This window comes from Actinoplanes sp. NPDC048988, from assembly GCF_043197815.1.
In the GTDB taxonomy this organism is placed as follows: domain Bacteria; phylum Actinomycetota; class Actinomycetes; order Mycobacteriales; family Micromonosporaceae; genus Actinoplanes.
The window spans coordinates 38,327-61,193 of the sequence record NZ_JBICTW010000017.1 but is presented as its reverse complement, the minus strand read 5'-3'; the positions used below and the strand labels follow the sequence as shown (position 1 = coordinate 61,193).

The following is a 22,867-nucleotide window of genomic DNA, read 5'->3' as shown; positions in this document are numbered from 1 at the left end:
AGGGCGCCCAAAGCCGATCCGGCGGCAGCCAACACGGGCGACGACCACCGCTATCGGGGGCTGCTGGTCGTGTAGTACCTACCATCCGCGCTACACCGCGAGCACTGCTGTTGTTGCATCACTACTTAGGGTGCACCATTGAGTGACAAGCGTGGATGGCCAGCGAAGGGTGCGCCGTGGTCTACATGCCCATACTCAAGGGCCGGGAAGGTGAACTCAAAGCCATCGACCATCTGCCAGAAGCGCTGGCAGCGAAGATCATGCCGATCTTCGAAGTGCCGCCCACGAGCGGGGATCCGATCAAGGACGCCCACAGCTTCGCCGAGAAGGCCCGTGACGTCATGCCACGGGGCATGGGCGCGGCGGTCGACGCTCGCTACCTGGACGACCCGGACGGAGCCTGGCGAGGACCGCTGCAAACCATCGCCGACGATTTCGCCGACTGGTGCGTCCCCATCCGGCCGGTTCTCCATCTCAACGACTCCGAGCGCCGGTTGGCGGAGGCTCGGCAGGCTGCGGAGATGCATGATGGGCAGGTTGTCATCCGGCTCGGCGGTCACATCGCCGATCCGGATGAAGATGAAGCCGAAGTGTCGCTGGCCAAGCTCTGCCAGCGAGCGGGGACGACCATCGAGAAGTCAGCACTCGTTCTTGACTTCTTCGACATTCGCTCCGAACGCGAGATCGGTAGAGTCGAAGCGCTGGCACGGAAGTGCCTGGTCTGGGCGCGGCGCTATCCGTGGGAATCCATCACGGTGGCTTCAGGGGCGATGCCGGACTCACTCAGCGACCTTCCGTACAACATCGCGACCCCCATCCCCAGACGCGACCTGGCTCTCTGGAGGCGCCTCCAAGAACCTGACATCGTCTTCGGGGACTACGGCATCGCCCATCCCAAGATGAACGTCAAGGGATGGCCGCCGCCTCCGAACCTTCGGTACACCGACGAGGACGTGTGGTGGATATATCGATGGGCGCGAGACGGCAACGGCCATAGGGGCATGTACGACCTCTGCGCATCGCTGGTGGCGGCGGATCACTGGCCGGCAGAAGGCGCCGCATACTCCTGGGGTGATGCCGAGATCGCGCAACGAGCTGCCATGGTCGGCGGCCCCGGCAACGCGGCAGGATGGCGAGCCTGGGGTACGGCACACCACCTGACCCACGTGGTGAAGATGCTCGAAGATTCGCACGACGATTTCGGCGGCTGACTCCTCCGACCCTGCATCACGCCGATCACACCCGTCGCCGCTCGTCGATGGCCGCCCAAAATGCGGATTATGGTGCGCGCGTGCGGACCATCACCTGATCTTGAATCCGCACGCACACACCAATTCATCTATACCGCCTCATTTGCGAGTGGAACGACCTCGCGCTGCGCGCCGGTCTCGAAGACGGATCCACGCGGACCGGATCTGAGCCACCTCATTCGCTGAAAATTGCAGAGTCTCAACAAGCACCTGTTGGTCAACAAGCTGAACCGCCTCCTCCAGTCGATTGTCGCGCAACAGCTCGTCGACCTTCTCAATCAATGCCGGTGCGATCAAAGTCGGATCTGGAATAGGCAGAAGCTCTGCCTCGTTCGGCTCTAGTTCAAGGAGCCCGCCGCCGTAACTTCTTCCGACCACCTCTGTGGCGGCAAAGGTTGCGCTATTGAGCGCTGCAACGGAAAGTTGGGCCGGCGATGCTGAGTCTGTGCGCATACGGACGCGGTGCACGGTGTCAGTGCTCGTAGCACCTGCTTCGTTGGATACAAGGCGCGGGTAAAGGTGAATCTGCCGCAGGAGGAAGCCATCCGGTACTGAGACGGACGGCACTCGCCACCACTGTCGACGAATGCGGCATTTGTAGCCAAGATGAACTTCTTCGCGCTCGCCTTCTTCGACGTGGGCACGTAGCCCTGGATGCGTTTGTGGAGTGACCTCCGCAGGGACAGACAGAAGCCTAGTTCTAGCAGCCGTTCCTCGTAGTCCATCCAAGTCATCATTGGTGACGCGAACGCCGGTGAGCTGCTGACTCCGCGATACTAGAGGGATAGTGAGGTCTGCTATTCCCCTCGCGTCGGCCTCCTCTGCCGTCATGGTGAAAAAGCTATTGCGCCCGGTGACTACGCCGACATCCACCGAAGCCCATTGACCTAATGGAGACATGCGCTCGTCAGACCGGAGCGCGCGTACTGCTTCGACTTGCTCAGGGAGTAGGAAGTATTTCGACCACTTCTCTCCGTCGTGTAGCGCGGCACGAACGGCGGAGGTCGAGGATAGATCGAGCTGCTTGAGCCCGGCGGCATCATCAACTTCCAGGGTGCGTATCACCGCGGGCCCCGGACCGCGCTCAGCCAACAGCAGAACGACCTCTTGCAGAATCCCTGGAAAAATTAGCTTCCGAAAGCCGACAATACTAATTTCACTACAATTATCAACGAGATAAGAACGAAGCGGCGCGGCGTAACCTACCTGAAGTAGCTCCGCTGGTAGCACGAGTCCTACGCGTCCACCCTGGCGAACAGCAAGGAGGGATGCAACGACGAAGGGCAACCACGCATTGGTAAGGCGGCTCGTGGGCAGGCCTTGCTGCCGCATCAAGTCCAATGCAGGCTCGCGCTCTTCTTCTCGCCAGTTGCCGAACCGGATGAAGGGGGGATTGCCAGCAGCCCCATCGAAGATTCCGTGGTGATCTGACGTGAACCACTCGAAGAAGTCGGAAGTGATCACGGGAGCGCCGTGCCGGCGGGCGGCCTGAGCCTCATCCGGAAGTAACTCTACACCGAGGACGTGGTCAGGGCCGGCAGACTGCACCAACTGCCCGAGAATCTGTCCGTCCCCGCAGGAGGGCTCGAGGAGCCGTGAGCCAGCCCCCGCCACCCACGATGCGACAGCTTCGGCTAGCGCGTCGGGCGTGTAGTAGCCACCGCGCAGTTTGTCGGCATCTGGCTGGATCTTCCCTGGAAATCTAGGCACAGGGCACGATATCCGCTGTCTTGGTGTGGTGTACACCGTGCGCCGCGCCAGCGTGTCCCGTACTACCGGCAGGCCACCTTCATCCGTACGGTGATCGGCATGACCTTTCAGCGACTCTCGCGCGAGCAGGCGCGCGCCGAGATGGCTCGCCTTGTCGAGACTTACCGGACACATGCCGTGCAGATCGAGACACCTGGTTCGACTTACTCGGAGGCGCAGGTACGGCTTGACTTCCTGGACAAGATGCTACAGATACTCGGCTGGGACGTATACAACCAAGATGGCAAGTTGCAGGAAGCGCGAGACGTCGTAGTTGAACAGTCCTTGGCAGGGGATGGAAGCAACGGCCGGCCGGACTACCGACTGCGTGTAAATGGGCATGATCGAATCCCCTGGGAGGCGAAGAAGCCCTCGATTAAGTTGTCCGCCTCCCCTCAGTCGGCTCATCAAACCAGGTCTTACGGGTTCACGCTGCAACGACCAGCAGCCGTCCTAAGCAACTTCTCGGAAACAATCGTTTACGATTGCCTTAATCCGGTGGAGGAGCAAGAAGGCGCGGACGTAGCTATCATCCCTGGGTGTCGCTACTCCTGGGACCAGTATGTCGATCGTTTTGACGAATTATGGGAGAGGCTATCCTATCAATTCGTAGGAAGTGATCGCTTCTATGAGGTTTATAACTACAAAGAGCCTCCGCGTGGACAGTCACCGTTTGACAAGACCTTCCTTGAGCATTTTCGACGGTGGCGCTTGCTTCTCGCTCAAAACGTGGCGGACGAGAACCCGGAGCTTGGTGCGGCTGAGATTGGCCGACGGACACAACGGGTACTAAACGCCTTGATATTCCTGCGAGTTTGCGAAGATCGTGACATTGAGCGCTATAAGAATCTACTGAACTCTGCCAACAACGAACTTCTAATAGCTGAGTTTGAGCGCGCGGATCGTACCTTTAACGCTGGACTCTTCTCTGTCCTTCGGACCACTAAAGTGGCCAGCGCAGCGTTGCGAGATGTCGTGCTGCAACTCTACTGGCCACAGAGCAAGTTCGCTTACGCCCTAATCGAGCCGCAAACGCTAAGCGCTGTATACGAGCAGTACCTCGCCGAACGCATCGTTCTATATCCCGATCGTCGTGTTGCGGTGATAGAAAAGCCGGAGTTCACTCATGCCGGCGGTGTCGTCCCAACCCCGATGGCGGTGGTGGATGCATTGCTAGAGGCAAGCTTGGTGCCCAAGATGTCGTCGGAGGAAGAACAGTCGGCAGACATCACCGTGCTTGATCCCGCATGTGGCAGTGGGGTCTTCCTAGTCCGTGCGTTACAACGCTTGATTGCTGCGGCTGAGCAAGATGGTGAGCCGGTTGGCCTCCGTCGGCGAGCCGAAATGGCACGAAACCATATCTTTGGTGTTGATATAGATGGCGAAGCCGTCGAGGTTGCCCGACTAAGCCTTTTGCTCGTTGTACTTGATGGCGAGCATGTCGATGTGCAGAATGAGCGCAATATCCTGCCCGACCTAAGTCGAAACGTGCAGACAGGAAACTCCCTTGTTGGTCTCGATTTCGACCGCATCTTGCCAAGCCTGGCGAAGATTCCGGAAACTCGTGCGGAGGTCCTACCGTTCGATTGGCATGCGGCTTTCCCAACGGTGATGAGTGAGGGCGGTTTCAGTTGCATCGTTGGAAATCCGCCATACATTCGAATTCAGGTACTGAGCGAATACATGCCGGCACAGTTATCGTACTTCCAGAATCCTCGGTCAGGCTTCAAGTCGGCAACCGGCAGCTTCGATGTTTACATGCTTTTCATCGAGAAGTGCCTAACGATCCTGGCTTCCGACGGCATGCTAGCCCTAATCATCAAAAGCAGCCTACTGACGTCACCGTCGGCGTCGCCGGTTCGTGAGTTGCTAGGACCGCGGCTACTACGGCTGGTGCATTTCGGCTCTAATCAGATATTCCCCGGTCGCAGCACTTACACCTGCCTGATTGTTGCGAGCGGTGGGGAACAGTCGTCACCTGCCAAGCTTGTCCCCGTCGGCAATGCTGTCGAGTTCTTAAGTGACCCTTCAAGTGCGGAGGCGACTCTTGTTGAGCGGGCGGAGCTCACTGGGGCGCCGTGGGCGATGGCTTCCGCCGATGCAATTCGGGTGTTCTCTGCTATGGAAAAGTCGGCTGTAGCCCGGTTAGGAGATGACGGTTGGGTTAAAATATTCGTCGGAGTGCAGACGTCTGCGGATGATGTCTACTACTTGAAAGTTGTTCGCAGTGATCAGAGCTCATCCTTAATAACGCTTAGGGATGCGAACGGCGAGACTTGGGAAATCGAAAGAGGCATCCTAAGAGCGGCGGTGCGGGACGTGCGACTCTCACCGTTCGGTGCAGAACCGGATCCAGACCATATGGTGCTCTTCCCATATGAAATTACTCTACCTGCTCCGGGGAAAAAGCGAGGTGCTGCTCGGCTGCTGACATACGCCGACCTTCAGTCGAATTATCCGAACGCTCTCCGATATTTTGAGGCTAATGAAGCTAGATTGCGGAAGCGGTCGGTTTCGCCGGATCCTGGCGAATCTTTCTGGGCTTATGGCCGAAGCCAGTCGCTGACGGTTCTCGACGCACCGAAGATCATAAATAGAACCTTGTCGGTAGTCCCACAGTATGTGCCAGATCGGTCAAGGCTAGTGACGCCTGGTGGGGGAGATGGGGGCCCCTACACGCTGCTTAGGCCTGCGTCGGAATGCCCGCTGACGGTCGAGGTTGTTATTGCTCTGCTCTCACATCCCGCCGTCGATGCGTATATCGCTGCGCGAAGCAAGGAGTACCGTGGGGCCTACGTGGTTCATCGGCGCGCGACGCTTGAGCCGGTCCCTATTCCGCCTATGACGAGCGGCGATATCCAAGAAATTACTGCGGCCGTCGTTGAGGCTCAATCGCTCGAGCTGAGGCTGCGCACTGAGAGTGACGCGAGGCTGCTCGAATCGCTGCGAGGCAGAAGAGCCGCCCTAATCGCCGAGACCCAACGTCTCATCAGCGTGGCTTACGGCCTCGATCCTACCCAGCTGGCGTTCCTTGGTGAGTAGCTCAGATTTCGGATGATCGATGAATGATCGCATGCCGTCGCCGCGCTAGTTGAGTCGGCCTGGAGCGCGGTGCCGCGTTGCCGCTGGTCCGTTTCTCCAGGCCGCTCGCCGAACCCGCCGTGCACGTCTCCGCGCAACGGGCGCTCCACGGTTGCTGTCGTCAGGTGTTGTCGGGTGTGGACCAGGGGTTGGGGAACGTGCTTCCGCCCGCTTCACAATCACGACATCTCACGTTGCGCTATTTCGAGCGGCGCATAGCCAGCCCATGGGTCATGAGTGACGCAGTCAAGGAAATTTTGACCAGCTTTAAAGGACATCGTCGTGTTGTTGCGATCAGACGTAAACGCGGGCGGTCCAGGACTGCACGGCAGAGGCGGTCCACTGCTCCGCGTTGATGGAGTAGACCTCGACGGTGCCTCGGCTCGTCTCGTACACCTCGAAGGTCTCGGTGTCGTAGTACTTGTCGTCGCCGGTCATCGCGGAAGTGAGATCAGCCAGAATCGCCACGGTGGCGTAGCCGTACTCGAAACACGGGTCGATCAACGGAGCCGAGTCCGTGCAGGCCCTGTCATGCGTCGTGGCCTTCACGGTGATCGAAGCGCCCTTGCGGAACGTCACCGTCTTGGACCTGAAGGTCCCGACGCCGCCGTCGCGCACGGTGTAGAGGGTCTCGGAACGCCGCTTGTTCACGTAGACCTTGACTGCGTCGGCCTCGCTGGTGCGCCCACTCGCGGTGGCCGTGAATTTCCCGCCCTTGGTGGCCTTCACGGTGGTTGAGTACCGGCCGGACTTGTTGGCCTTGGTCTTCTTCACCGCCTTGCCGTTGAACTTGATGGTCACCGTGGCTCCCTTGCCGGCCTTTCCGACGATTCTGATCGGAGCGCCTGCCTTGGTCACCTCAGCGGCGTTGATCGTCGGCTTGACCTTGGCCGCGGAGGCGGGCGCGGCGGAGAAGACCAGACCGGAGGCGACGACGGCCAGGGCCATGGACAGTGAAACAGCGGCACGCGCTGTGCGGGTCAACGAGAACTCCTATCGGTGTATCGCGCGGTCGCGCGCTGGATGTCCAGGTTGCACCCGGACAGAAAGATGATCAAGGGACGGCAGAGCAGGTTTGGCTGATCGGCTGGCCAGACGGCGCGCAATGGTGGACATCGACGGTGTGAAGGATGGCGATCCGCAGGTGATCGCATGTCGCTACGGCAGGCGCCACGACGCAGTAACCTCGATGGCAGGGGATTGGTCCTTCGCTCGGAGCAGCACCGATGGGAACGGGTTCTACGCAGGGTGATGGCCTCGCGTGGTGATCGGGTGGTGATCGGATGTCGGCGACGGTTTCAGCACGGGCGCGACTAAATCAGCACGCTCGAATTGCGGCCATCTATCTATGAGGCGCCTGAAACAACCACTCGGCCCCCATCAGCGGAAACGCAAAGGCGCTCTGACCTGGTAGATTGCCTTCGGTACGGTCTTGAGTCCGAAGGGTGGCGGGCTTCACTCGTGACCACTAGGCGTCTGACTACGGATCAGAAGGTTAGGGGCTCGAGTCCCTTCGGGCGCACAAAGTATCAAGGCCGTGACCTGCGCAAACAAGGATCACGGCCTTTTTCTTCCCAAATATTGACTGACTTTCCCATATTGTGGAAGCAGGGTGATCGGTGGGTGGTTCACCACCCCGGCGGCGATCCATCTGACAGTCGAGAACGGTCAGATCGTCCGGCTGAACCTCTACGAGGACACGCTGATCGTCGACAAGGCCTTCAACGCCGGCTGAGTGACGCAGGCTCACGTGCCCGGGCTTCGGGCACATGAGCCGCCATCCTCCGGGCTGAGAAAGCCCACAGTCATTGCCGGGCGATGTCGGTCGGGACGACGTTGAGAATCTCCTCGTTGCCGCATTGGGGGAAGGCGCCAGCGTTCCCGGCCACCGAACAGCCAACGGGTCGCGTTGCGCATTCCCGCGGTCGACCATCATTGAGATCATGAACCGAAGGATTCTGCTCATCCTGGTGGCTGTGCTGGGCGCCATCCCGATAGTCACTGGGGTGACCGCGGTCGTAGGAGGCTTGAGCTTCAGCCCCGACGACACGAGTGGCACTGCTTACTTCGACAGCGAATACCGTTTTCTGGGAGTGTGGTGGACAGCGGCGGGTGTGCTGCTCTGGTGGTCGTTGCGCGCGCCACGGCGGCGGGCCGCCGTGACCCGGGCACTGCTCGGCGTCATGGTGCTCGGTGGCGTGGCCCGGTTGCTGGGCGTCATTCTGACCGGGCTGCCGCCGGTGCCGTTCCGCGTGTCGATGGCCGTCGAGCTGTTGGTGATCCCCGTGCTGCTGGTCTGGCATCGCCGCGCGTACCCGATGGTTCGGCCTCAGATCACCTAGCCTCCGATTTGAACCGCAGGCCCGTCCGCATCGGGCTGCATCCGCGGCCGCCGGAGATCGACCATGGCGAACTTCGGCGGCAGCCTCAAGGCAGGTCGGCGATGCTCTCCGGCCGAGGAGAACGGGTGGTAACTCGGCCATGGTGTCGCGAGCCTCCCCCGGGTACGTCAGCCTCACCAACCTCCGCCCGGCGTTTGGATGACCGGCACGCCGCGGACGGACGTCACCGGCGCCGGTCGAAGTGGTCCCGGTGGGCCTCGATCCACGCGGCGAGGGAGGTCGCCGGGTGGCCTGTGATGCGCTGTACGTCGTCGGTGCGGGCGTCGACGTGGTCAAGCCGCAGGCGCATCACGCGGGCGAACTGCTGTCGCAGGCCCTCGGCCATCCAGGCGTCAGCGCCGCCCAGCCGTACGGCCGCGGCGAAGACCCGGCTCGGCAGGGGCACGTAGCGCACCGGGCGGCCGAGAACGCTGGAGAAGGTCGCAGCGACCTGGGCCGAGGTGAGCAGGTCGGGTCCGGTGATCAGCGAGGTCTGCCCGGTGTGCCGGCCGGCTCGCAGGACGGTCGAGGCCACCCGGGCCACGTCCTGCGTGTCGGTCCAGGCGATGGCGCCCGAGCCGGTGGTCTGGGGATAGAAGCCACGTGTGATGGCGGCGGCGGACTGTGCCAGGTTGTCCATGTACGCCGACGGGCGCAGGATCGTCCACTCCAGCCCGGACAGTTTGACGTACTGCTCGGTGTGCCAGTTGGCCTGCGCCCAGGGGATGGGTGACGTCGCCGTCGCGTCCGACGCTGAGATCTGCACGATGGCTCTGACGCCTGCCCGCTGGGCCGCCCGGACGACGTTGGCGCCGTGCGGTGCCTGCGACGGGCGGGCCGCGGCGAGCAGCATCACCTGGTCGGCGCCGTCGAACGCTCGGGTCAGCGCGTCGACGTCGTCGAGGTCGGCCCGCGCCGCGTCGATGCCCTGCTGGGCGAACCGGTCGACCTGGTCCTGGCGGCGGGCGACGGCCCGTACCTCGGCGCCGGCCTCCCGCAGGAGCCGGAGGGTCTTGCCGCCGACGGTTCCGGTCGCGCCGGTGATCATGATCGTCACTGTTGTGCTCCTGGTGTCCGTGCGGGCCGCGGACCGGCCCGCGTTCGTCTTCCAGATACCGCTCGCAAGGATATCGAAACCGCTGGGTACCGGAACTGGTCGGTATCGTTTGTCACAATGGCGGGCACATCACGACAGGGAGAGCGCATGGCCGCGAACAACACCAGTGACCCGGACACCGAGCGCCGGCGGCCGGGCCGCAAGCGCGATCACGACCGCGACGAGGCGATCCTGGAAGTCGCGCTGGACGTCCTGGCCGAGGTCGGCTACGCGGGCATGACGATGAACGCGGTCGCGGCGCGGGCCCGGGCCGGCAAGGCGACCTTCTACCGGCGCTGGCCGTCGAAGTCCGAGCTGGTCCTCGAGGCAGTGGCCCAGCTCCAGCGGCGGCAAGGCAGCCTCGTGCCGGCCGACACCGGCAGCCTGCGTGGCGACCTTCTGGCGTTGTTCCGCCCGACCTTGCCCTCTGACGCCGAGCGCCAGTTCGCGGTCATGGCGGGTCTGGCCTCCATACTCAGCCAGGATCTCGGGCTGGCCGACGCGGCCAACAACGCGATCGTCGAGCCCTGGACCGAGGCAAACCGCGTACTGCTGCGCCGGGCCATCGGCCGGGGCGAGATCGACCCGGCCGCCGACGTCGATACGCTGGCCGCGATCCTGCCTTCCATGGCGGCCTATCGGGCCATGATCCAGCGCAAACCGTTCGACCGAGAGTTCCTGGCCGCAGTCATCGACGGCGTGCTGCTCCCAGCGGTACGCCGCTGACGGACCCGGCGAATTCCCTTCGCCACCAGGCGGCGAAGCAGGTCTTGCCGGTCGCCGGGCCTATGCTCCCGGCCGCGTCGGCGAATCGCAGGGCCGCCCCCTGACAGCAGGGTGCCACGAAGTCTGCACCGTCCATTCACCTGCCCAGCTGGCGGTGCAGCCACGCCGCGCGGGCAGCGATCGCGTCCCGGGAGACCGCGGCGGAGGGTGCCACGACGTCGAACCCGTGGAAACCGCCGGGCCCGACGTGCAACTCGCCGCGGCCGCCGGCCTGCCACAGGCGGCTCGCGAAGGCGACGTCCTCGTCCCGGAACGTCTCGGCTGAGCCGACGTCGATGAAGGTGGGTGGCAGGCCGGACAGGTCCTCGGCGCGGGCCGGCGCGGCGTACGGGGACACCTCCGGCCCTCCGCGCACGGCCTCGCCGAGGAGCGCGTTCCAGCCGGTCTCGTTGGAGCGGTTGTCCCAAATGCCGGCGCCGCGCATCTGGCGCGCCGAGGGTGAGTCGTTGCGGTCGTCGAGCATGGGGCTCGGGAGCAACTGTCCCGCGATCGTCGGGCCCCCACGGTCACGGGCCATGAGGGCGACAGCTGCGGCCAGTCCGCCGCCGGCGCTCATGCCGGCGACGACGATGCGGCCAGGATCGACGTCGAGCTCGTCGGCGGGCTCCGACAGCCGGCGGAGACCGGCGTAACTGTCCTCGACGGGACCCGGGTGGGGAGTTTCCGGCGCGAGCCGGTACTCGACCGAGACCACCGCCATGCCCAGCGGTTCAGCCAAGTCCAGCACCTCTGGAAGGCCGAACCGGTTGTTGCCGACGATCATCCCGCCGCCGTGGATGAAGTAGATGGCCGGCACCGGCGTGCGCGCATGTCGTGGGAGGCAGGCGAGTAGCGCGACGTCCGGGTCCCCGTCCGGACCGGGCACGGTCCTCTCGCGTACGAGGTAAGCGCCGTCGCGCGACAGGACGTCGTCGGTCGGGGTGGGTACACCGGGGACGGCCCGGCGCATCTCGACGATGGTGTCCGGGCGGTACGCGTCAGGAGGTCGGATGCTGGTCAGCACGTCCAGGACAGGGCGAGTTCGGGATCGAAGGGAGGCGGCGGTCCAACCGGCTGGACGGCGGCCGGTGCGGTGACGTGAGTGGTCATGGGGTTCCTCGTCGTCGGTGACTTATCGGGTGTTTCTTCGGGTGGTCCGGGCGGGGCGGCCACGATCTTCTTGAGGCCGCCCCGCCGTTGGCTCATACGGTCGGGACCGTGCCGCCGTCGATGACGTACTCGGCGCCCACGATGGCCGAGGCGCGGTCCGACACCAGGAACCCGACCAGGTCGGCGATCTCCTCGGGCTGGGCGAATCGCCCCAGGGGAACCCCGCCGAGGGAGTCGTAGATCGTTTGCTTGGCGGCTTCGCGGGTGAGCCCGTTGCCCTCGGCGATCCGGTCCACGAACCGCTCGTACGCCTCGGTCTCGATGCCACCGGGGCTGATCGCGTTGACCCGCACGCCGCGGGGTGCGAGCTCGTTGGCGATGCCCTTGCTGTACGTACGCAGCGCTGCCTTGGCTGACGCGTACGCCAGCGACGCGTCGTACTGCGGTAGTTCCCGCTGGATAGAGGTGAAGTGCAGCACCACACCCGACCCGGCCCCGGCCATCGCCGGCAGGAGGGCTCGGTCGAGCCGCACCGCACCCAGGAAGTTCAGGTTCAGTTCGGTCAGCCACTGCTCTTCGGTGATGACCGCGAACCCGCCGGACGGCGTCGAGGCGCCCCCGACGACGTGCACGAGGATGTCGAGCGCGCCGACGGCCTCGGCGATGCGTGCCGCCACGAGCTGCGCACCCTCGACGGTCGACGTGTCTGCCTCGATGAACCGGTCGGGGCGGTCGTACCCGTCGGGCATCGTGCGGGCCGTGGTCCACACGTCGGCGCCCATCTCCCGCAGGCGGGAGACGACGGCCTTGCCCGAACCCTTCGACCCGCCCGTAACGAGCGCGTGGCGGCCGTCGAGGCGGTCACGTTCTTTGCTGGTCATTCTTCCTCTTCCTTCTGACGGATGGGTGGTGTGCGGTCGGGCTCAGGCCTCGTGGCTGGCGATGACGAGCTCGGCCACGAGGTTGCCGCGGAGGGTGAAGCGGTAGTCCAGGTCGGCGACGCCGCCGGGGAAGGTGCCCTCGAGGCGCAGGGTCACCACCCAGTGGTCGTCGTCGACGCGGCGGGCGCCGATCTGCTCGGTGGTGTACTCGAACTCGGCGCCGGCGTCGCGCAGGAAGGCGTGAACCTCGTCGCGGCCCCGGAAGGTCTTGTTCTGGTCGACGATCACGACGTCTTCGACGAGGAACGACGAGGCCGTGTCGGCGTCGTGCACGGTGCTGGCCGCGAGGAAGTCGCGGACCGTGGTCGGGAGGATGTCGGAGCGAAGGTCGTTGTTTGTCATGTCGTCACCGTGCGGCCTCGCCGGGCCGGAGGGTCAAGTGCTGGATCCTCTCCCTGGGGGAGGGTCCAGACTGAGGGGGTGCTGACAATCGGGGAGTTTTCGCGTTTGACCCACCTGAGCGTGCGAACCCTGCGCCGTTACCACGAGGGGGAGCTGCTCGAGCCGGCCGTCGTGGACGGGGCGACCGGCTACCGCTACTACTCCGTCGAGCAGATACCGACCGCGCAGGTCATCAACCGGCTCCGCGAGCTCGACGTCCCCTTGAGCGACGTGCAGCGGATCCTGCGGACGCCGGACCCCGGCGTCCGGTCCACCCTGGTCGCGGGTCACCTGCGGCGCTTGGAGGCCGAGCTCTCTCGCACCCGGGCCGCGGTCACCTCGCTGCGCCGCCTCCTGCAGCCCGACCCCGCGCCGATCGAGGTCGAGCTGCGCGCCGAACCCGCCCGCGAGGTCGCGGCGATTGAGGCCGTGATCGGCCACGCCGACGTCGAAGCGTGGTTCGCCGGCGCGATGGCCGAGCTGGAAGCGGCCGTGGGCGCAGGCGTGACCGGACCGCCGGGGGGCGCTTACGACAACTCCCTGTTCGAGGAGGGCCGCGGTCGGGTGCTCGTCTATCTGCCGACCTCTACCCCGCCGCGAACCGGACGGGTGCACGCCGTGACCCTGCCCGCCGCGGAACTGGCGGTGACCACCCACGTCGGCGAGCACGAGGGTGTGGACGTCACCTACGGCGAGCTCGGTGCGTGGGTCGTGGAGAATGCGATGTCGGTGGCTGGGCCCGTGCGGGAGGTTTACCGCGTCGGGCCTCGGGATGTGAGCGATCCGGCCGCCTGGCGTACGGAGATCGGGTGGCCGGTGTTCCGCGTGACATGAAGACTTGTGGACCAAGCGACACCCCGGGCCGGCCCAGACGAGCAACACGACCGGGCCGGCCACGCGGCGGTCGGCTCTCGCCAGCTGCTATGGCAGCGGCGCCGGGTCATTCGACGAGGACCCGGCACGTGGCCTTCGACCCTCTTTCGCGAACGAGGATCCGGGTTTCGAGACGCCGCCGAGCGCCATGCCCGGGAAAAGATCCGGGACGGCCTGGGTCCCCGTCCTGGATCTCCTCCGTGCGGGCGCGCTCACCGTTGCAGCGCGGGCTCCTCGTCGTCGGCTGGCGAGGGCCGCCCCGTCGGCGGCGTCGCCGCAGGCCGGGACAGGTGGTTCGGCCACCAGATCCGCCGGCCGATCAGCAGGGTCAGGACGGGCACCAGGATCGATCGCACGAGCAGGGCGTCGAGCAGCACGCCGAAGGCGACCAGGAAGCCGACCTCGACCAGCATCACCAGCGGAAGTGAGACGAGGACGGCGAACGTGGCGGCTAGGACCAGGCCCGCCGAGGTGATGACGCCACCGGTGGCGGAAAGGGCTTTGAGCATGCCGTCTCTGGTGCCGAGACGTACGGTCTCCTCTCGGGCTCGGCTGGCCAGGAAGATGTTGTAGTCGACGCCGAGCGCCACCAGGAACAGGAATGCCAGCAGCGGCACCGAATAGTCGATGCCCTTGAACCCGAGGATGGTCTCGAAGACGAACACGCTGCCACCGAACGCCGCGGCGAACGAGACGATCACGGTCGCCATCAGGACCAGCGGGGCCACGATCGCGCGCAGCAGCAGCCCGAGGATGATCAGGACGACGGCGAGCACCAGTGGGATCACCAGCTTCTCGTCGCGGCTGGTGGTGACTTCGGTGTCGAGGTTCTCCGCGCTCGGCCCGCCGACGATGGCCTCCGCCCCGTCGACCGCGTGCACGGCGGCGCGTACCCGCTTGATGGTGTCGTACTCGGCGGGGGTGTCCGGAGCGTCGGTCGGGTACACGGAGATGTCGGTCCAGCCTTGGACGGTCTGGCCGGGTTCGGCCTGCGTCACGCCGGGAGTGCGCTTGACGACGTCGAGGATCTGCTTCTGGTACGCCGGTCGCGTGTAGACGGTCATCGGCTGGCCGCCGAGTTCCGGGAAGTTCTGGCGCAGAACGGTGAAGCCGGTGACCGACTCCGGCGGGGACAGGAACTGGTCCTGCTCCCGCAGGGCGCCGGTGTTGCCGGTCAGCCCGATGCAGAGCACGGCGAGGATGCCGAACGAGCCGAGCGTCGCCACCCACCGGCGGCGGTTGATGGCGGTGCCGAGCCGTCCCCACAGCCCGGGCTTCTCCCGCATGGCCGTGTTGAACCGCGGGATGGCCGGCCAGAAGATCCGGCGGCCGAGCACCACGAGCACCGCCGGGAACAGGGTCAGCATGGCCACCAGCGCGCACAGGATGCCGGCAGCACCGATCGGGCCGAGCCCGCTGATGCTGTTCAGGTCCGCGGCGAGCAGGCAGAGCAGGCCCGCGATCACGGTGGCCGCGGACGCGATGATGGCTGGCGCGGCACCGCGCAATGCGTGAATCATTGCGACTCGGACGTTCTGGTGGTGGTGCAGTGTCTCGCGATATCGGGCGATGAGCAGCAGCGCGTAGTCCGTGCCGACGCCGAACACCAGGATCGTCAGCAGCGCCGAGTTCTGGTTGTCGACCACGATGCCGAAGCCCTTGACGAGCAGGTAGACGGTCGCCATCGAGGTCAGCGCGGCCACGCCCACAGCTACCAGCGGGACGAACCACAACACCGGGCTGCGGTAGGTGAGGATCAGCAGGATCGTGACGACGATGACGGTGGTGAGGAAGACCTGCAGGTCGATGCCGTCGAAGACGGCGTCCAGGTCGCCGTCGATCGCGGCCGGGCCGGTGACCTCGAGTTCCAGGCCGGTGGGCCGGTCCTTCGCGGCGTCACGCAACGGGCCGACGAGCTCCTCCGGTGGGCCGTAGGTCGTGCTCAGGTCGAGGGTGAACATCATCGCCTGGCCGTTGGTGGACGGCCTGATCGCGGGACCGTCGTCATCCTCCTCGCCGGACGTCGCCGTCTTCGGCGGGTACCGCTTGGCCAGGGTGTCGTAGTGGCGCTCGACCGTGGCGCGGTCGGCGTAGGTCAAGCCGCCGGCGCGGTGGTACACGAAGACGAACGTGTTGTCCTCCGCACCCGGAAGGCTCTCCTCCAGCACCGCCACCTCGGTGGACTCGGCGCTGGCGGGCAGGGCGTCCACGGCTTTGTCGCTGGTGACCGAGCTCAACTTCCCGCTCAACGGCACCATGACCGCCGCCAGGGCTATCCACAAGCCGATTACCAACCACGGCACCCACCGGCTGGCCAGCCGACCGGGCGGCGTTTCCTTGGCCGGCGCTACGTTGACTGTCATCGATCCTCCTGATCGGGCGTCACATTGCTTGTCCGAGGCCGACTTCGTACCGAGCGAATCTGAGACGATCATTAATGTGGTGCTCAGGCGGCAACGAAAAGCGGCCCGATCGCATTAACGTTCGTCTCAGATTCACCAGGTAGGAAGTCGGCATCAGACAAGCGAGGTAACCGCCGACAGGAGACTGGTGATGACAGTGAACGCAGTGCCGTCAGGGTGGACACGGCTGACATGAAACCCATGGGACGCCGCAGCTTATTGGCCGCCGCCGCGGCACTCGGCATCGGCGCCGGAGTGTCCACGCATGCCATTGTCTCGGCAGCGGACGACAACAAGAATCCAGACCAGGCTCCGGACCAGAAAGCGGACAAGACCGCGGAAATTTACCAACGAGACCGGGACCTGCCCTTCATCGGCGCGGAGGAGACATTTTCGACTCCCACGTTGTTGAAGCTGAACTCCATCAACGAGGACCACATAGCCTTCCTCGAGGAGATCGGTCTTGCGGATCTGGGCGAACGTCGCATCGGTGATATGGACGCGGGAGGACTCGACGTTCAAATCCTCTCTGCTCATACACCGTCCGTACAAAATGTGCCGGGACGAAGGGGCATCGACCTTGCCTATCGTCTCAACCGGCAACTGGTGGACGGGCCGATCGCCAAGTATCCGGGCCGCTTCAAGGCTTTCGCCACCTTGCCCTTGCAGAGCCCGGAGGCGGCGGCGGACGAACTGGAACGCTCGGTTCGGGAAGATGGCTTCTTGGGCGCGCTGACCAACGGGCACATCACGAAGAAGTATCTCGATCATCCCGATTTCGAGCCTGTGCTGGCACGTGCCGTTGCGCTCGATGTTCCGATCTATCTGCATCCCGGCTATCCGGCTGACGAGATCTTCAAGATTCTTTACAGCACCACCCGGTCGCAATACACGAAAGAGTTCCAGCCCTACATTTTCAGCGGGTCCGGATATGGCTGGCACCAGGAGGTGCTGACCCAGTGCATTCGGATGATCACGTACGGGGTCTTCGACAGATTCCCCAAACTGAAGATCATCATCGGCCACATGGGCGAAGGTCTACCCTTCTACCACGAGCGGATCGTGAATGACATGGGCGAGCCGACCGAAAACTCGCTGAAGAAGCCCTTCGGGCAATACTTCCAGGACAACTTCTGGGTCACCACCAGCGCATTCCCCCAGACCGAACTGCTCCATCTCCTGCTGAAGTTCATCAGCGTGGATCGAGTGCTGTTCGCAACCGACTACCCGTTCGCCGACATAAAAGCGCAGACCGACTGGTTCCGCGGAGTCGATCTGCCACGCGAGGACAAGGAGAAGATCGCGTTCCGAAACGCAGAGAAACTGTTCAGAACGAAAGTGCCCGTGAAGTGACACGCCGACGCCGGCAGCAGCGCCCCGGAACCGCCGCTTGGTGATGCTGTCGGCCAGCCGGTTGCGCGGCGTCTTTAATACTGGCCTCAGGTTGATTGGGGAGGATGAACGTCCAGGTCGTCGGTTGGAGGGTGGGGCCGGAGTGCGGATCATGATCGCGGACGACGAGGCGGCGATCCGTGAGTCGCTGGAGCGGGTGCTCCAGGTCGAGGGGTATGACACCAGCACGGTCGCCAACGGTCTCGCCGTGCTCGACCGGGTCGAGGGCATGGGAGGTGACACGTTGGATCTGTTGATCCTGGACGTGATGATGCCCCGGCTCGGCGGGTTGGAGACCTGTCGGCGGTTGCGGGCGGCGGGCCGGGATTTTCCGGTGCTGATGCTGACCGCCCGGGATCAGGTCTCCGACCGGGTCGCGGGCCTGGACGCGGGCGCCGACGACTACCTGCCCAAGCCGTTCGCCACCGAGGAGTTGCTGGCCCGCGTGCGGGCCCTGCTGCGTCGGCGCGCGCCGGCCGGCGAGGAGTCGCCGGTCCTGTCGTTCGCCGACGTGCGGATCGATCCCGACCGGTTCGAGGCGTGGCGTGGCGGGCGGCCGCTGCGCCTGACCCGGACCGAGTTCTCCCTTCTGGAGGTGCTCGTGCGCAACGCGACCCGAGTGTTGACCCGCGACGCGCTGTTCGAGGCGATCTGGGGCTTCGACATGAGCACCACCGCCAACAACCTTCAGGTGTACGTAAGCTACCTGCGCCGCAAGATGGAGGCCGAGGGTGAGCCGCGATTGATCTACACGCTGCGTGGGCTGGGGTACACGTTGCGGGCGACTCCTCCGTGAGCAGGTCCCGGGGGCGGGAGCCGCGCCGGCTGGCCCGGTGGTGGCGCGGGCGGTCCCTGCGGACCAGGATGACGGTGATCGCGGCGGCCGCCATCGCGGTCAGCGTGTTCGTGTCCTTCCAGGTGGCCAGCGAGCTGATGGACCGCAAGCTGCTGGACACCGCCGAGGATCAGCTGCACGCCGACTCCCGCGTCCTGGCAACCAACGCGGAGCGCGCCGGTCTGGCGGAAGTCCAGCTGCCGCCGTACCCGGGATCCGGTCGGCTGGTGCGGGTCATCCTGCCCGACGGCTCGACCCGGACGCCGGCCGGCCAACCCGAGCTGCCCCCGGTCAGCGAGCACGCCGGGCGCGTCGCGGAGGGGGCGTCGACCGACCTGCTGGAGTCGACCGACTGGAACGACGGCTACCGCGTCTACACGCTGCGGGCCGGCGACGGCGCGGTCCAGGTGGCCGACCTCGCCGACGACACCCCGATCAACCAGTTCGGGTTCGGCATGCTGTTGATCGGGCTGCTCTGCGTGGCCGGCGGAGCCCTGGTGGGGCGGACCGTGGCGCGGGCCGCACTGGCACCGATCGACCGGCTGACCGCCGCCGCGGTACGTGTCGCGCAAACCCGGGATCTCGACGCCGACATCCCGGACGAGGGCGGTGGGGAGATCCGGCAGCTGATCCAGTCGATCAACGACATGCTCGCCGCGCTCCGGGAATCCCGCCAGGCTCAGCGGCTGCTCGCCGAGGACGCCTCCCACGAGCTCAAGACCCCGCTCACCAGCCTGCGCCTCAACGCCGAGCTGCTGATCCGGCTCGATCGGCGCGGCACCCTGGACAGCGCGCTGCCGGCGGAGAGCCGGACCCGGCTGCTCAACGATCTCGGCGCCCAAGTGGCCGAATTGAGCACCCTTGCCGCCGAGCTGACCGAGGTGGCGCGCGGTGATGTCAGCGACGAGAGCACCGAGCTGATCGACCTCGCCGACGTGGTGGTGGCCGCCGCGACCCGGGCGCGTTCGCGCATGCCCGACATCGAGATCGCGCTCGACGTGAGCTCCGTGTGGGTGAGCGGGCGTCCCGCCGCGCTGCAGCGGGCCGTACTCAACCTCATCGACAACGCCGGCAAGTGGTCCCCCGCGGACCAGCCGATCCAGGTCCGGCTCAGTGCCGCCGGCGGGTCGGCGGTGCTCGATGTCGACGACGCCGGACCAGGCATCGACGCCGCCGACGCGCCGCGGGTGTTCGACCGGTTCTACCGTGCCGACAGCGCCCGGGCGTTACCGGGATCCGGTCTCGGGCTGTCGATCGTGCAGCGGGTCGTCGACGCACACGGCGGCCGGGTCACCGTCGCCCGCTCCACCCGAGGTGGCGCGCTGCTTCGGGTGGGCCTTCCGGCCGCGTCCCCGCCCACCGCGAGCGTGTGATTCACCGTGGAAAGGACACCTGCGGCGGATGTGGCCGCCGGCCCGTCACAGTCCATTGCGGAGTGCGGTGAAGAGCCTCTGAAGGCGAGCGCGATGGTCTTCGGCCGTCGCGGGCTGCCCCGCGATGCAGCGTCGCGCGTTTTCGGTCAGCACCGTGGCGTAGCCGGCCACGAAGAATGCGGCGAACAGGTCGCTGTCGCCTGAGAAGCGTGGATCACGGTCGAGCTCCTCGGCCAAAGCCTGCTGAAGTTCAGCGGCGAGTTCCCGGGCTCGCGCGATGAGGGCTGCGGAAGCGGCCACTGTACGGAAGAACGGGGCGGATCTGTCATCCAGGCCGGACAGGCCGTGCCGGTTGTCGGCAAGCTCGGAAGTCAGGTCGTGCAGCGACGTCAGTACGTCGATGCCGGCTGGCCGCTCGCGAACGGCGGATCGCAGCAGCCGCACGGCATCGTCGACCCGATCGAGGAGCAGATCTTCCTTGCGAGGGAAGTGCTTGAACACGGTCACGCTGGACACGCCCGCTTCGCTCGCCACATCGGCGACCGTGACGTCATCGAATCCCCGGTCCAGGAACAGCCGAGTCGCGACCTCGGAGATTCGAGCGCGCGTCAACGGGCCGCCCCGTGCGTCCGTGCGTGCCATGCGGCTCCCTCCGTGCTTCAGCCGATCCTAGCTATGTTGTGTCACTAAGTTTAGTCAGTTAACCTAGGGCGTCCGCAACCGACCCCGAGGAGATCTGGAATGCCTGACGTCCTGCACCGCCCACCCTTCGACGCCGAGCTGGGAGCTGTCCTGGCCGGGTTGCAGCAGAGGGGCCCCTTCACCCTGACGACCGAGATGCTGCCGCGGATGCGGCAACTGGAGATCACGGAGGACGAGCTCGACGAGCGTCTGCGCAGCCGGGGTCTGGAACGCCGCACCGTGACCGTTCCCGGCCACCAGGGCGACCCCATCAAGCTTGCGATCATCCAGCGCGCGGGGCGCACGGGCACGGCGCCATGCTTCTACACCGTGCACGGCGGGGGCATGATGTTCGGCCACTACCTGGGCAACCTCGACTCGTACGACGACTGGCTGCTGACCCACGACGTGGTTCTGGTGAGCGTCGACTACCGCCTCGCACCGGAGCACCCCGACCCCTACCCGGTCGAGGACTGCTATGCCGGGCTGGTGTGGACCGCGGCGCACGCGGACAGCCTCGGCATTGATTCGGCCCGCATCGTGCTGGCCGGCCAGAGCGCCGGCGGCGGCCTCGCCGCCGGAACCGCCCTGCTGGCCCGGGACCGTCGAGGCCCACGCCTGTTCGGGCAGATCCTCATCTCCCCGATGCTCGACGACGGCGACTCCACCGTCTCGACCCGGCAGATCGATGGAGTCGGCGTCGCCGATCGCGCCCTGACCAGGTTCGGGTGGAACGCCTACCTCGGCGACCGGCGTGGCGGGGACGACGTCACCATCTACGCGGCACCGGCACGGGCGGCTGACCTCACGGGCCTTCCCCCGGCCTACATCGACTGCGGCAGTGCCGAGGTGTTCCGGGACGAGACGGTGGCCTATGCCAGCCGGCTCTGGGAAGCCGGCGTCGACGCCGAACTCCACGTCTGGCCGGGCGCCTTCCACGGCTTCACCAGCATGGCGCCGCAAGCGGCACTCTCACGGACCGCCATCGCAGCCCTGGCGAATTGGACCAGCCGGCTCCTCGCCGCGTGAAGATTGACGCGAGCACCAGCCGCCGCGCCTGCGATCGGCTGGACCCTACTTGTGGCCGGTCTTGGGGTTCTCGGTCTGCGCGGCGTACCCCTTCTCGGCCTTGGCGACGGCCTCAGCAGTGAGGTTGATGCCGCCGGCGACCTTGATCATCTGTTCTTTGGTCAGGCCGGTGCCGGCGTCGAACTGAACGGTGAGGTAGACGTGGGGCGACTGAACCACGAAGATCTGCGTCGCCTCCACTGTGGCCCCCTCGTCCGGAGTGCCCTCGTCGGTGTGGACGTACCGCAGTGCGGCCGGCCTGCCGTTGATCGTCAGTTTTTCGTCACCGTCGGGTTCGACCGTGAAGTCCTTGTTCTGCAGATAGACCGCGATCTTGCCGGTGTACACCGCCGGATCGGACAGGTAGGGCTTGGCCGGGTCGGGCGACTTGGCCTGCTCCGGCGCGATGACCAGCTCGTACTCGTTCTGGCCCTGGATGAAGAACCCCTGCGGCACCGTGTCGATGGTGAACAGGCGGGGCTGCGCTCCGGTGTAACTCACGAGCTCGACACGGGCGGTCACTCCGTTCGCGCTCTGCACCGCGGCGGGCTGGTTGCCGGTGTTGCCGCCGATCAGCCCGGGCCCGAGCGACAGCGCCGCCGCGACGGCCGCGACACTGAACGCCGACCCGGCGGCTACCCGGACGGCCCGGTTGCGCCGGACGGCGCGGCGTCCGCGAGCCAGGTCGTCCTCGATGACGCCGGCCGGCGTCTCGTCGGCGGGACCGGCCAGGTGCTGCAAACGGCTGTGAAGATCCATCATCGGATGAGTTCCTGTTCCTGGGATCGGGCGTTGGGGGCAGGCGGGTTACGTGGTGCCGCGGGCTGGTCCAGCGCCACCCGCAGCTTGTCGAGAGCTCGGGCGGTCTGGCTCTTGACCGTTCCGGTCGAGCAGCCCAGGGCCGCCGCTGTTTCGGCGACGTCCAGCTCGTGGAAAAAGCGCAGAATGACCGCGGCGCGCATCCGCCGCGGCAACTGACTCAGCGCGTGGGACAGCTCCGGATCCAGGTCGGCCGGTGCCGGCGGCGCCTCGGCGCGGTCCGGCAGCCGGTCGGACGGACGCTCGAATCGCCACCACGATCGGCGGCGTTCCCTGAGGAATGCGTTGACCAGCACCCGGCGCAGGTAGCCGTCCGGGTTGTCCGCCCGCCGGAACGCCGCCCAGGAGACGTAGAGCTTGGTCAGCGCCGTCTGCACGAGATCTTCCGCCAGGTGCTGATCGCCGGCCGTCAGCAGTCGCGCGGTCTGCAGCAGCCACTTGCGCCGATCGGCCACCAGTTCGTGGAACTGCTCGTCACGCTCGAACCTGTCCGAGCCGCTGTCCTGTTTCACACCCACTCTGACCCCTCGGCACGGCCGAAGGTTGCATGAGGTCGAGACCGTTCGGTCGCCGGCGCCGGACGGGCCGGTCCTCGCCTGGAAGTCACGCAAAATTCATGCGACTTCCATTAGCACGGACCTTCGCCACATTCGATGCCCCGGCTGACGTG

Annotated in this window: 20 protein-coding genes and 1 tRNA gene; 11 read left to right on the top strand and 10 right to left on the bottom strand. The window is 65.6% G+C overall.

Annotated features, from left to right (window positions below; genetic code table 11):
- Positions 1–155: 155 nt before the first annotated feature.
- The gene (locus tag ACGFJ7_RS37195; RefSeq protein ID WP_392646646.1) at positions 156–1,211 is read left to right on the top strand and encodes a beta family protein; all 1,056 of its coding nucleotides are present in this window, start codon (positions 156–158) and stop codon (positions 1,209–1,211) included.
- A 138-nt stretch (positions 1,212–1,349) separates the two neighbouring features.
- Here the strand turns inward: ACGFJ7_RS37195 and ACGFJ7_RS37190 are convergent, their stop codons facing one another.
- Positions 1,350–2,714: an Eco57I restriction-modification methylase domain-containing protein gene (locus ACGFJ7_RS37190; RefSeq protein ID WP_392646644.1), complete on the bottom strand. Its 1,365-nt coding sequence runs from the start codon at positions 2,712–2,714 to the stop codon at positions 1,350–1,352.
- A 345-nt stretch (positions 2,715–3,059) separates the two neighbouring features.
- Here ACGFJ7_RS37190 and ACGFJ7_RS37185 point away from each other — a divergent pair, with 345 nt between their 5' ends.
- Positions 3,060–6,041: an Eco57I restriction-modification methylase domain-containing protein gene (locus tag ACGFJ7_RS37185; RefSeq protein ID WP_392646642.1), complete on the top strand. Its 2,982-nt coding sequence runs from the start codon at positions 3,060–3,062 to the stop codon at positions 6,039–6,041.
- A 333-nt stretch (positions 6,042–6,374) separates the two neighbouring features.
- Here the strand turns inward: ACGFJ7_RS37185 and ACGFJ7_RS37180 are convergent, their stop codons facing one another.
- Entirely contained in the window at positions 6,375–7,064 is a 690-nt protein-coding gene (locus ACGFJ7_RS37180) for a hypothetical protein (protein WP_392646640.1), read from the bottom strand.
- A 464-nt stretch (positions 7,065–7,528) separates the two neighbouring features.
- On the opposite strand from ACGFJ7_RS37180, the gene ACGFJ7_RS37175 reads away from it, so the two are divergent.
- The 3 genes from ACGFJ7_RS37175 (at position 7,529) to ACGFJ7_RS37165 (ending at position 8,422) form a co-directional block, all read left to right on the top strand.
- Positions 7,529–7,602, top strand: a tRNA-Arg gene (locus tag ACGFJ7_RS37175).
- A 90-nt stretch (positions 7,603–7,692) separates the two neighbouring features.
- Positions 7,693–7,815, top strand: a complete 123-nt coding sequence (locus ACGFJ7_RS37170) for a hypothetical protein (protein WP_360247602.1) — start codon at positions 7,693–7,695, stop codon at positions 7,813–7,815.
- A 208-nt stretch (positions 7,816–8,023) separates the two neighbouring features.
- Entirely contained in the window at positions 8,024–8,422 is a 399-nt protein-coding gene (locus ACGFJ7_RS37165) for a DUF4345 domain-containing protein (RefSeq protein ID WP_360247604.1), read from the top strand.
- Positions 8,423–8,645: 223 nt separating this feature from the next.
- Here the strand turns inward: ACGFJ7_RS37165 and ACGFJ7_RS37160 are convergent, their stop codons facing one another.
- A complete protein-coding gene (locus ACGFJ7_RS37160) occupies positions 8,646–9,509 on the bottom strand; it encodes an SDR family oxidoreductase (protein ID WP_392646793.1) in 864 nt (287 codons plus the stop codon).
- Positions 9,510–9,665: 156 nt separating this feature from the next.
- On the opposite strand from ACGFJ7_RS37160, the gene ACGFJ7_RS37155 reads away from it, so the two are divergent.
- Positions 9,666–10,283, top strand: coding sequence for a TetR/AcrR family transcriptional regulator (locus ACGFJ7_RS37155; RefSeq protein ID WP_392646638.1), 618 nt, complete (start codon positions 9,666–9,668; stop codon positions 10,281–10,283).
- A 136-nt stretch (positions 10,284–10,419) separates the two neighbouring features.
- On the opposite strand, the gene ACGFJ7_RS37150 is transcribed toward ACGFJ7_RS37155, so the two are convergent.
- From ACGFJ7_RS37150 to ACGFJ7_RS37140, 3 genes are all read right to left on the bottom strand, one after another.
- On the bottom strand, positions 10,420–11,346 hold the full coding sequence (locus tag ACGFJ7_RS37150; protein ID WP_392646636.1) for an alpha/beta hydrolase: 927 nt from the start codon (positions 11,344–11,346) through the stop codon (positions 10,420–10,422).
- A gap of 178 nt (positions 11,347–11,524) precedes the next feature.
- On the bottom strand, positions 11,525–12,313 hold the full coding sequence (locus tag ACGFJ7_RS37145; protein ID WP_392646634.1) for an SDR family oxidoreductase: 789 nt from the start codon (positions 12,311–12,313) through the stop codon (positions 11,525–11,527).
- Between the two features lie 42 nt (positions 12,314–12,355).
- A complete protein-coding gene (locus ACGFJ7_RS37140) occupies positions 12,356–12,715 on the bottom strand; it encodes a nuclear transport factor 2 family protein (protein WP_392646632.1) in 360 nt (119 codons plus the stop codon).
- Between the two features lie 78 nt (positions 12,716–12,793).
- On the opposite strand from ACGFJ7_RS37140, the gene ACGFJ7_RS37135 reads away from it, so the two are divergent.
- Complete coding sequence (locus tag ACGFJ7_RS37135) at positions 12,794–13,588, top strand: MerR family transcriptional regulator (protein ID WP_392646630.1); 795 nt, start codon at positions 12,794–12,796, stop codon at positions 13,586–13,588.
- Between the two features lie 251 nt (positions 13,589–13,839).
- Here the strand turns inward: ACGFJ7_RS37135 and ACGFJ7_RS37130 are convergent, their stop codons facing one another.
- Entirely contained in the window at positions 13,840–15,990 is a 2,151-nt protein-coding gene (locus ACGFJ7_RS37130; protein ID WP_392646628.1) for an MMPL family transporter, read from the bottom strand.
- A gap of 216 nt (positions 15,991–16,206) precedes the next feature.
- Here ACGFJ7_RS37130 and ACGFJ7_RS37125 point away from each other — a divergent pair, with 216 nt between their 5' ends.
- From ACGFJ7_RS37125 to ACGFJ7_RS37115, 3 genes are all read left to right on the top strand, one after another.
- On the top strand, positions 16,207–17,382 hold the full coding sequence (locus ACGFJ7_RS37125) for an amidohydrolase family protein (protein WP_392646626.1): 1,176 nt from the start codon (positions 16,207–16,209) through the stop codon (positions 17,380–17,382).
- 151 nt (positions 17,383–17,533) lie between these two features.
- Positions 17,534–18,217, top strand: coding sequence for a response regulator transcription factor (locus ACGFJ7_RS37120; RefSeq protein WP_360248291.1), 684 nt, complete (start codon positions 17,534–17,536; stop codon positions 18,215–18,217).
- A complete protein-coding gene (locus ACGFJ7_RS37115) occupies positions 18,214–19,629 on the top strand; it encodes an ATP-binding protein (protein WP_392646624.1) in 1,416 nt (471 codons plus the stop codon). Before ACGFJ7_RS37120 ends, ACGFJ7_RS37115 begins: the two co-directional genes overlap by 4 nt.
- Before the next feature lie 45 nt (positions 19,630–19,674).
- On the opposite strand, the gene ACGFJ7_RS37110 is transcribed toward ACGFJ7_RS37115, so the two are convergent.
- Complete coding sequence (locus ACGFJ7_RS37110; RefSeq protein ID WP_360247622.1) at positions 19,675–20,271, bottom strand: TetR/AcrR family transcriptional regulator; 597 nt, start codon at positions 20,269–20,271, stop codon at positions 19,675–19,677.
- Positions 20,272–20,370: 99 nt separating this feature from the next.
- Here ACGFJ7_RS37110 and ACGFJ7_RS37105 point away from each other — a divergent pair, with 99 nt between their 5' ends.
- The gene (locus ACGFJ7_RS37105; RefSeq protein ID WP_360247624.1) at positions 20,371–21,339 is read left to right on the top strand and encodes an alpha/beta hydrolase; all 969 of its coding nucleotides are present in this window, start codon (positions 20,371–20,373) and stop codon (positions 21,337–21,339) included.
- Between the two features lie 45 nt (positions 21,340–21,384).
- Here the strand turns inward: ACGFJ7_RS37105 and ACGFJ7_RS37100 are convergent, their stop codons facing one another.
- Both ACGFJ7_RS37100 and ACGFJ7_RS37095 read right to left on the bottom strand, forming a co-directional pair.
- Positions 21,385–22,140: a hypothetical protein gene (locus ACGFJ7_RS37100; protein ID WP_392646622.1), complete on the bottom strand. Its 756-nt coding sequence runs from the start codon at positions 22,138–22,140 to the stop codon at positions 21,385–21,387.
- Positions 22,137–22,715 carry a SigE family RNA polymerase sigma factor gene (locus ACGFJ7_RS37095; RefSeq protein ID WP_392646620.1) on the bottom strand — a complete coding sequence of 193 codons (579 nt, stop codon included), beginning with the start codon at positions 22,713–22,715 and terminating at the stop codon, positions 22,137–22,139. The genes ACGFJ7_RS37100 and ACGFJ7_RS37095 overlap by 4 nt, the downstream gene beginning before the upstream one ends.
- Positions 22,716–22,867 lie beyond the last annotated feature (152 nt).

Excerpts from the sequence above, each read along its gene's own strand:
- ACGFJ7_RS37195 (WP_392646646.1), top strand. The coding sequence starts at position 156 with ATGGCCAGCGAAGGGTGCGCCGTGGTCTACATGCCCATACTCAAGGGC.
- ACGFJ7_RS37185 (WP_392646642.1), top strand. The coding sequence starts at position 3,060 with ATGACCTTTCAGCGACTCTCGCGCGAGCAGGCGCGCGCCGAGATGGCT.
- ACGFJ7_RS37165 (WP_360247604.1), top strand. The coding sequence starts at position 8,024 with ATGAACCGAAGGATTCTGCTCATCCTGGTGGCTGTGCTGGGCGCCATC.
- ACGFJ7_RS37160 (WP_392646793.1), bottom strand. The coding sequence starts at position 9,509 with ATGATCACCGGCGCGACCGGAACCGTCGGCGGCAAGACCCTCCGGCTC.
- ACGFJ7_RS37155 (WP_392646638.1), top strand. The coding sequence starts at position 9,666 with ATGGCCGCGAACAACACCAGTGACCCGGACACCGAGCGCCGGCGGCCG.
- ACGFJ7_RS37145 (WP_392646634.1), bottom strand. The coding sequence starts at position 12,313 with ATGACCAGCAAAGAACGTGACCGCCTCGACGGCCGCCACGCGCTCGTT.
- ACGFJ7_RS37140 (WP_392646632.1), bottom strand. The coding sequence starts at position 12,715 with ATGACAAACAACGACCTTCGCTCCGACATCCTCCCGACCACGGTCCGC.
- ACGFJ7_RS37130 (WP_392646628.1), bottom strand. The coding sequence starts at position 15,990 with ATGACAGTCAACGTAGCGCCGGCCAAGGAAACGCCGCCCGGTCGGCTG.
- ACGFJ7_RS37120 (WP_360248291.1), top strand. The coding sequence starts at position 17,534 with ATGATCGCGGACGACGAGGCGGCGATCCGTGAGTCGCTGGAGCGGGTG.
- ACGFJ7_RS37110 (WP_360247622.1), bottom strand. The coding sequence starts at position 20,271 with ATGGCACGCACGGACGCACGGGGCGGCCCGTTGACGCGCGCTCGAATC.
- ACGFJ7_RS37105 (WP_360247624.1), top strand. The coding sequence starts at position 20,371 with ATGCCTGACGTCCTGCACCGCCCACCCTTCGACGCCGAGCTGGGAGCT.
- ACGFJ7_RS37100 (WP_392646622.1), bottom strand. The coding sequence starts at position 22,140 with ATGATGGATCTTCACAGCCGTTTGCAGCACCTGGCCGGTCCCGCCGAC.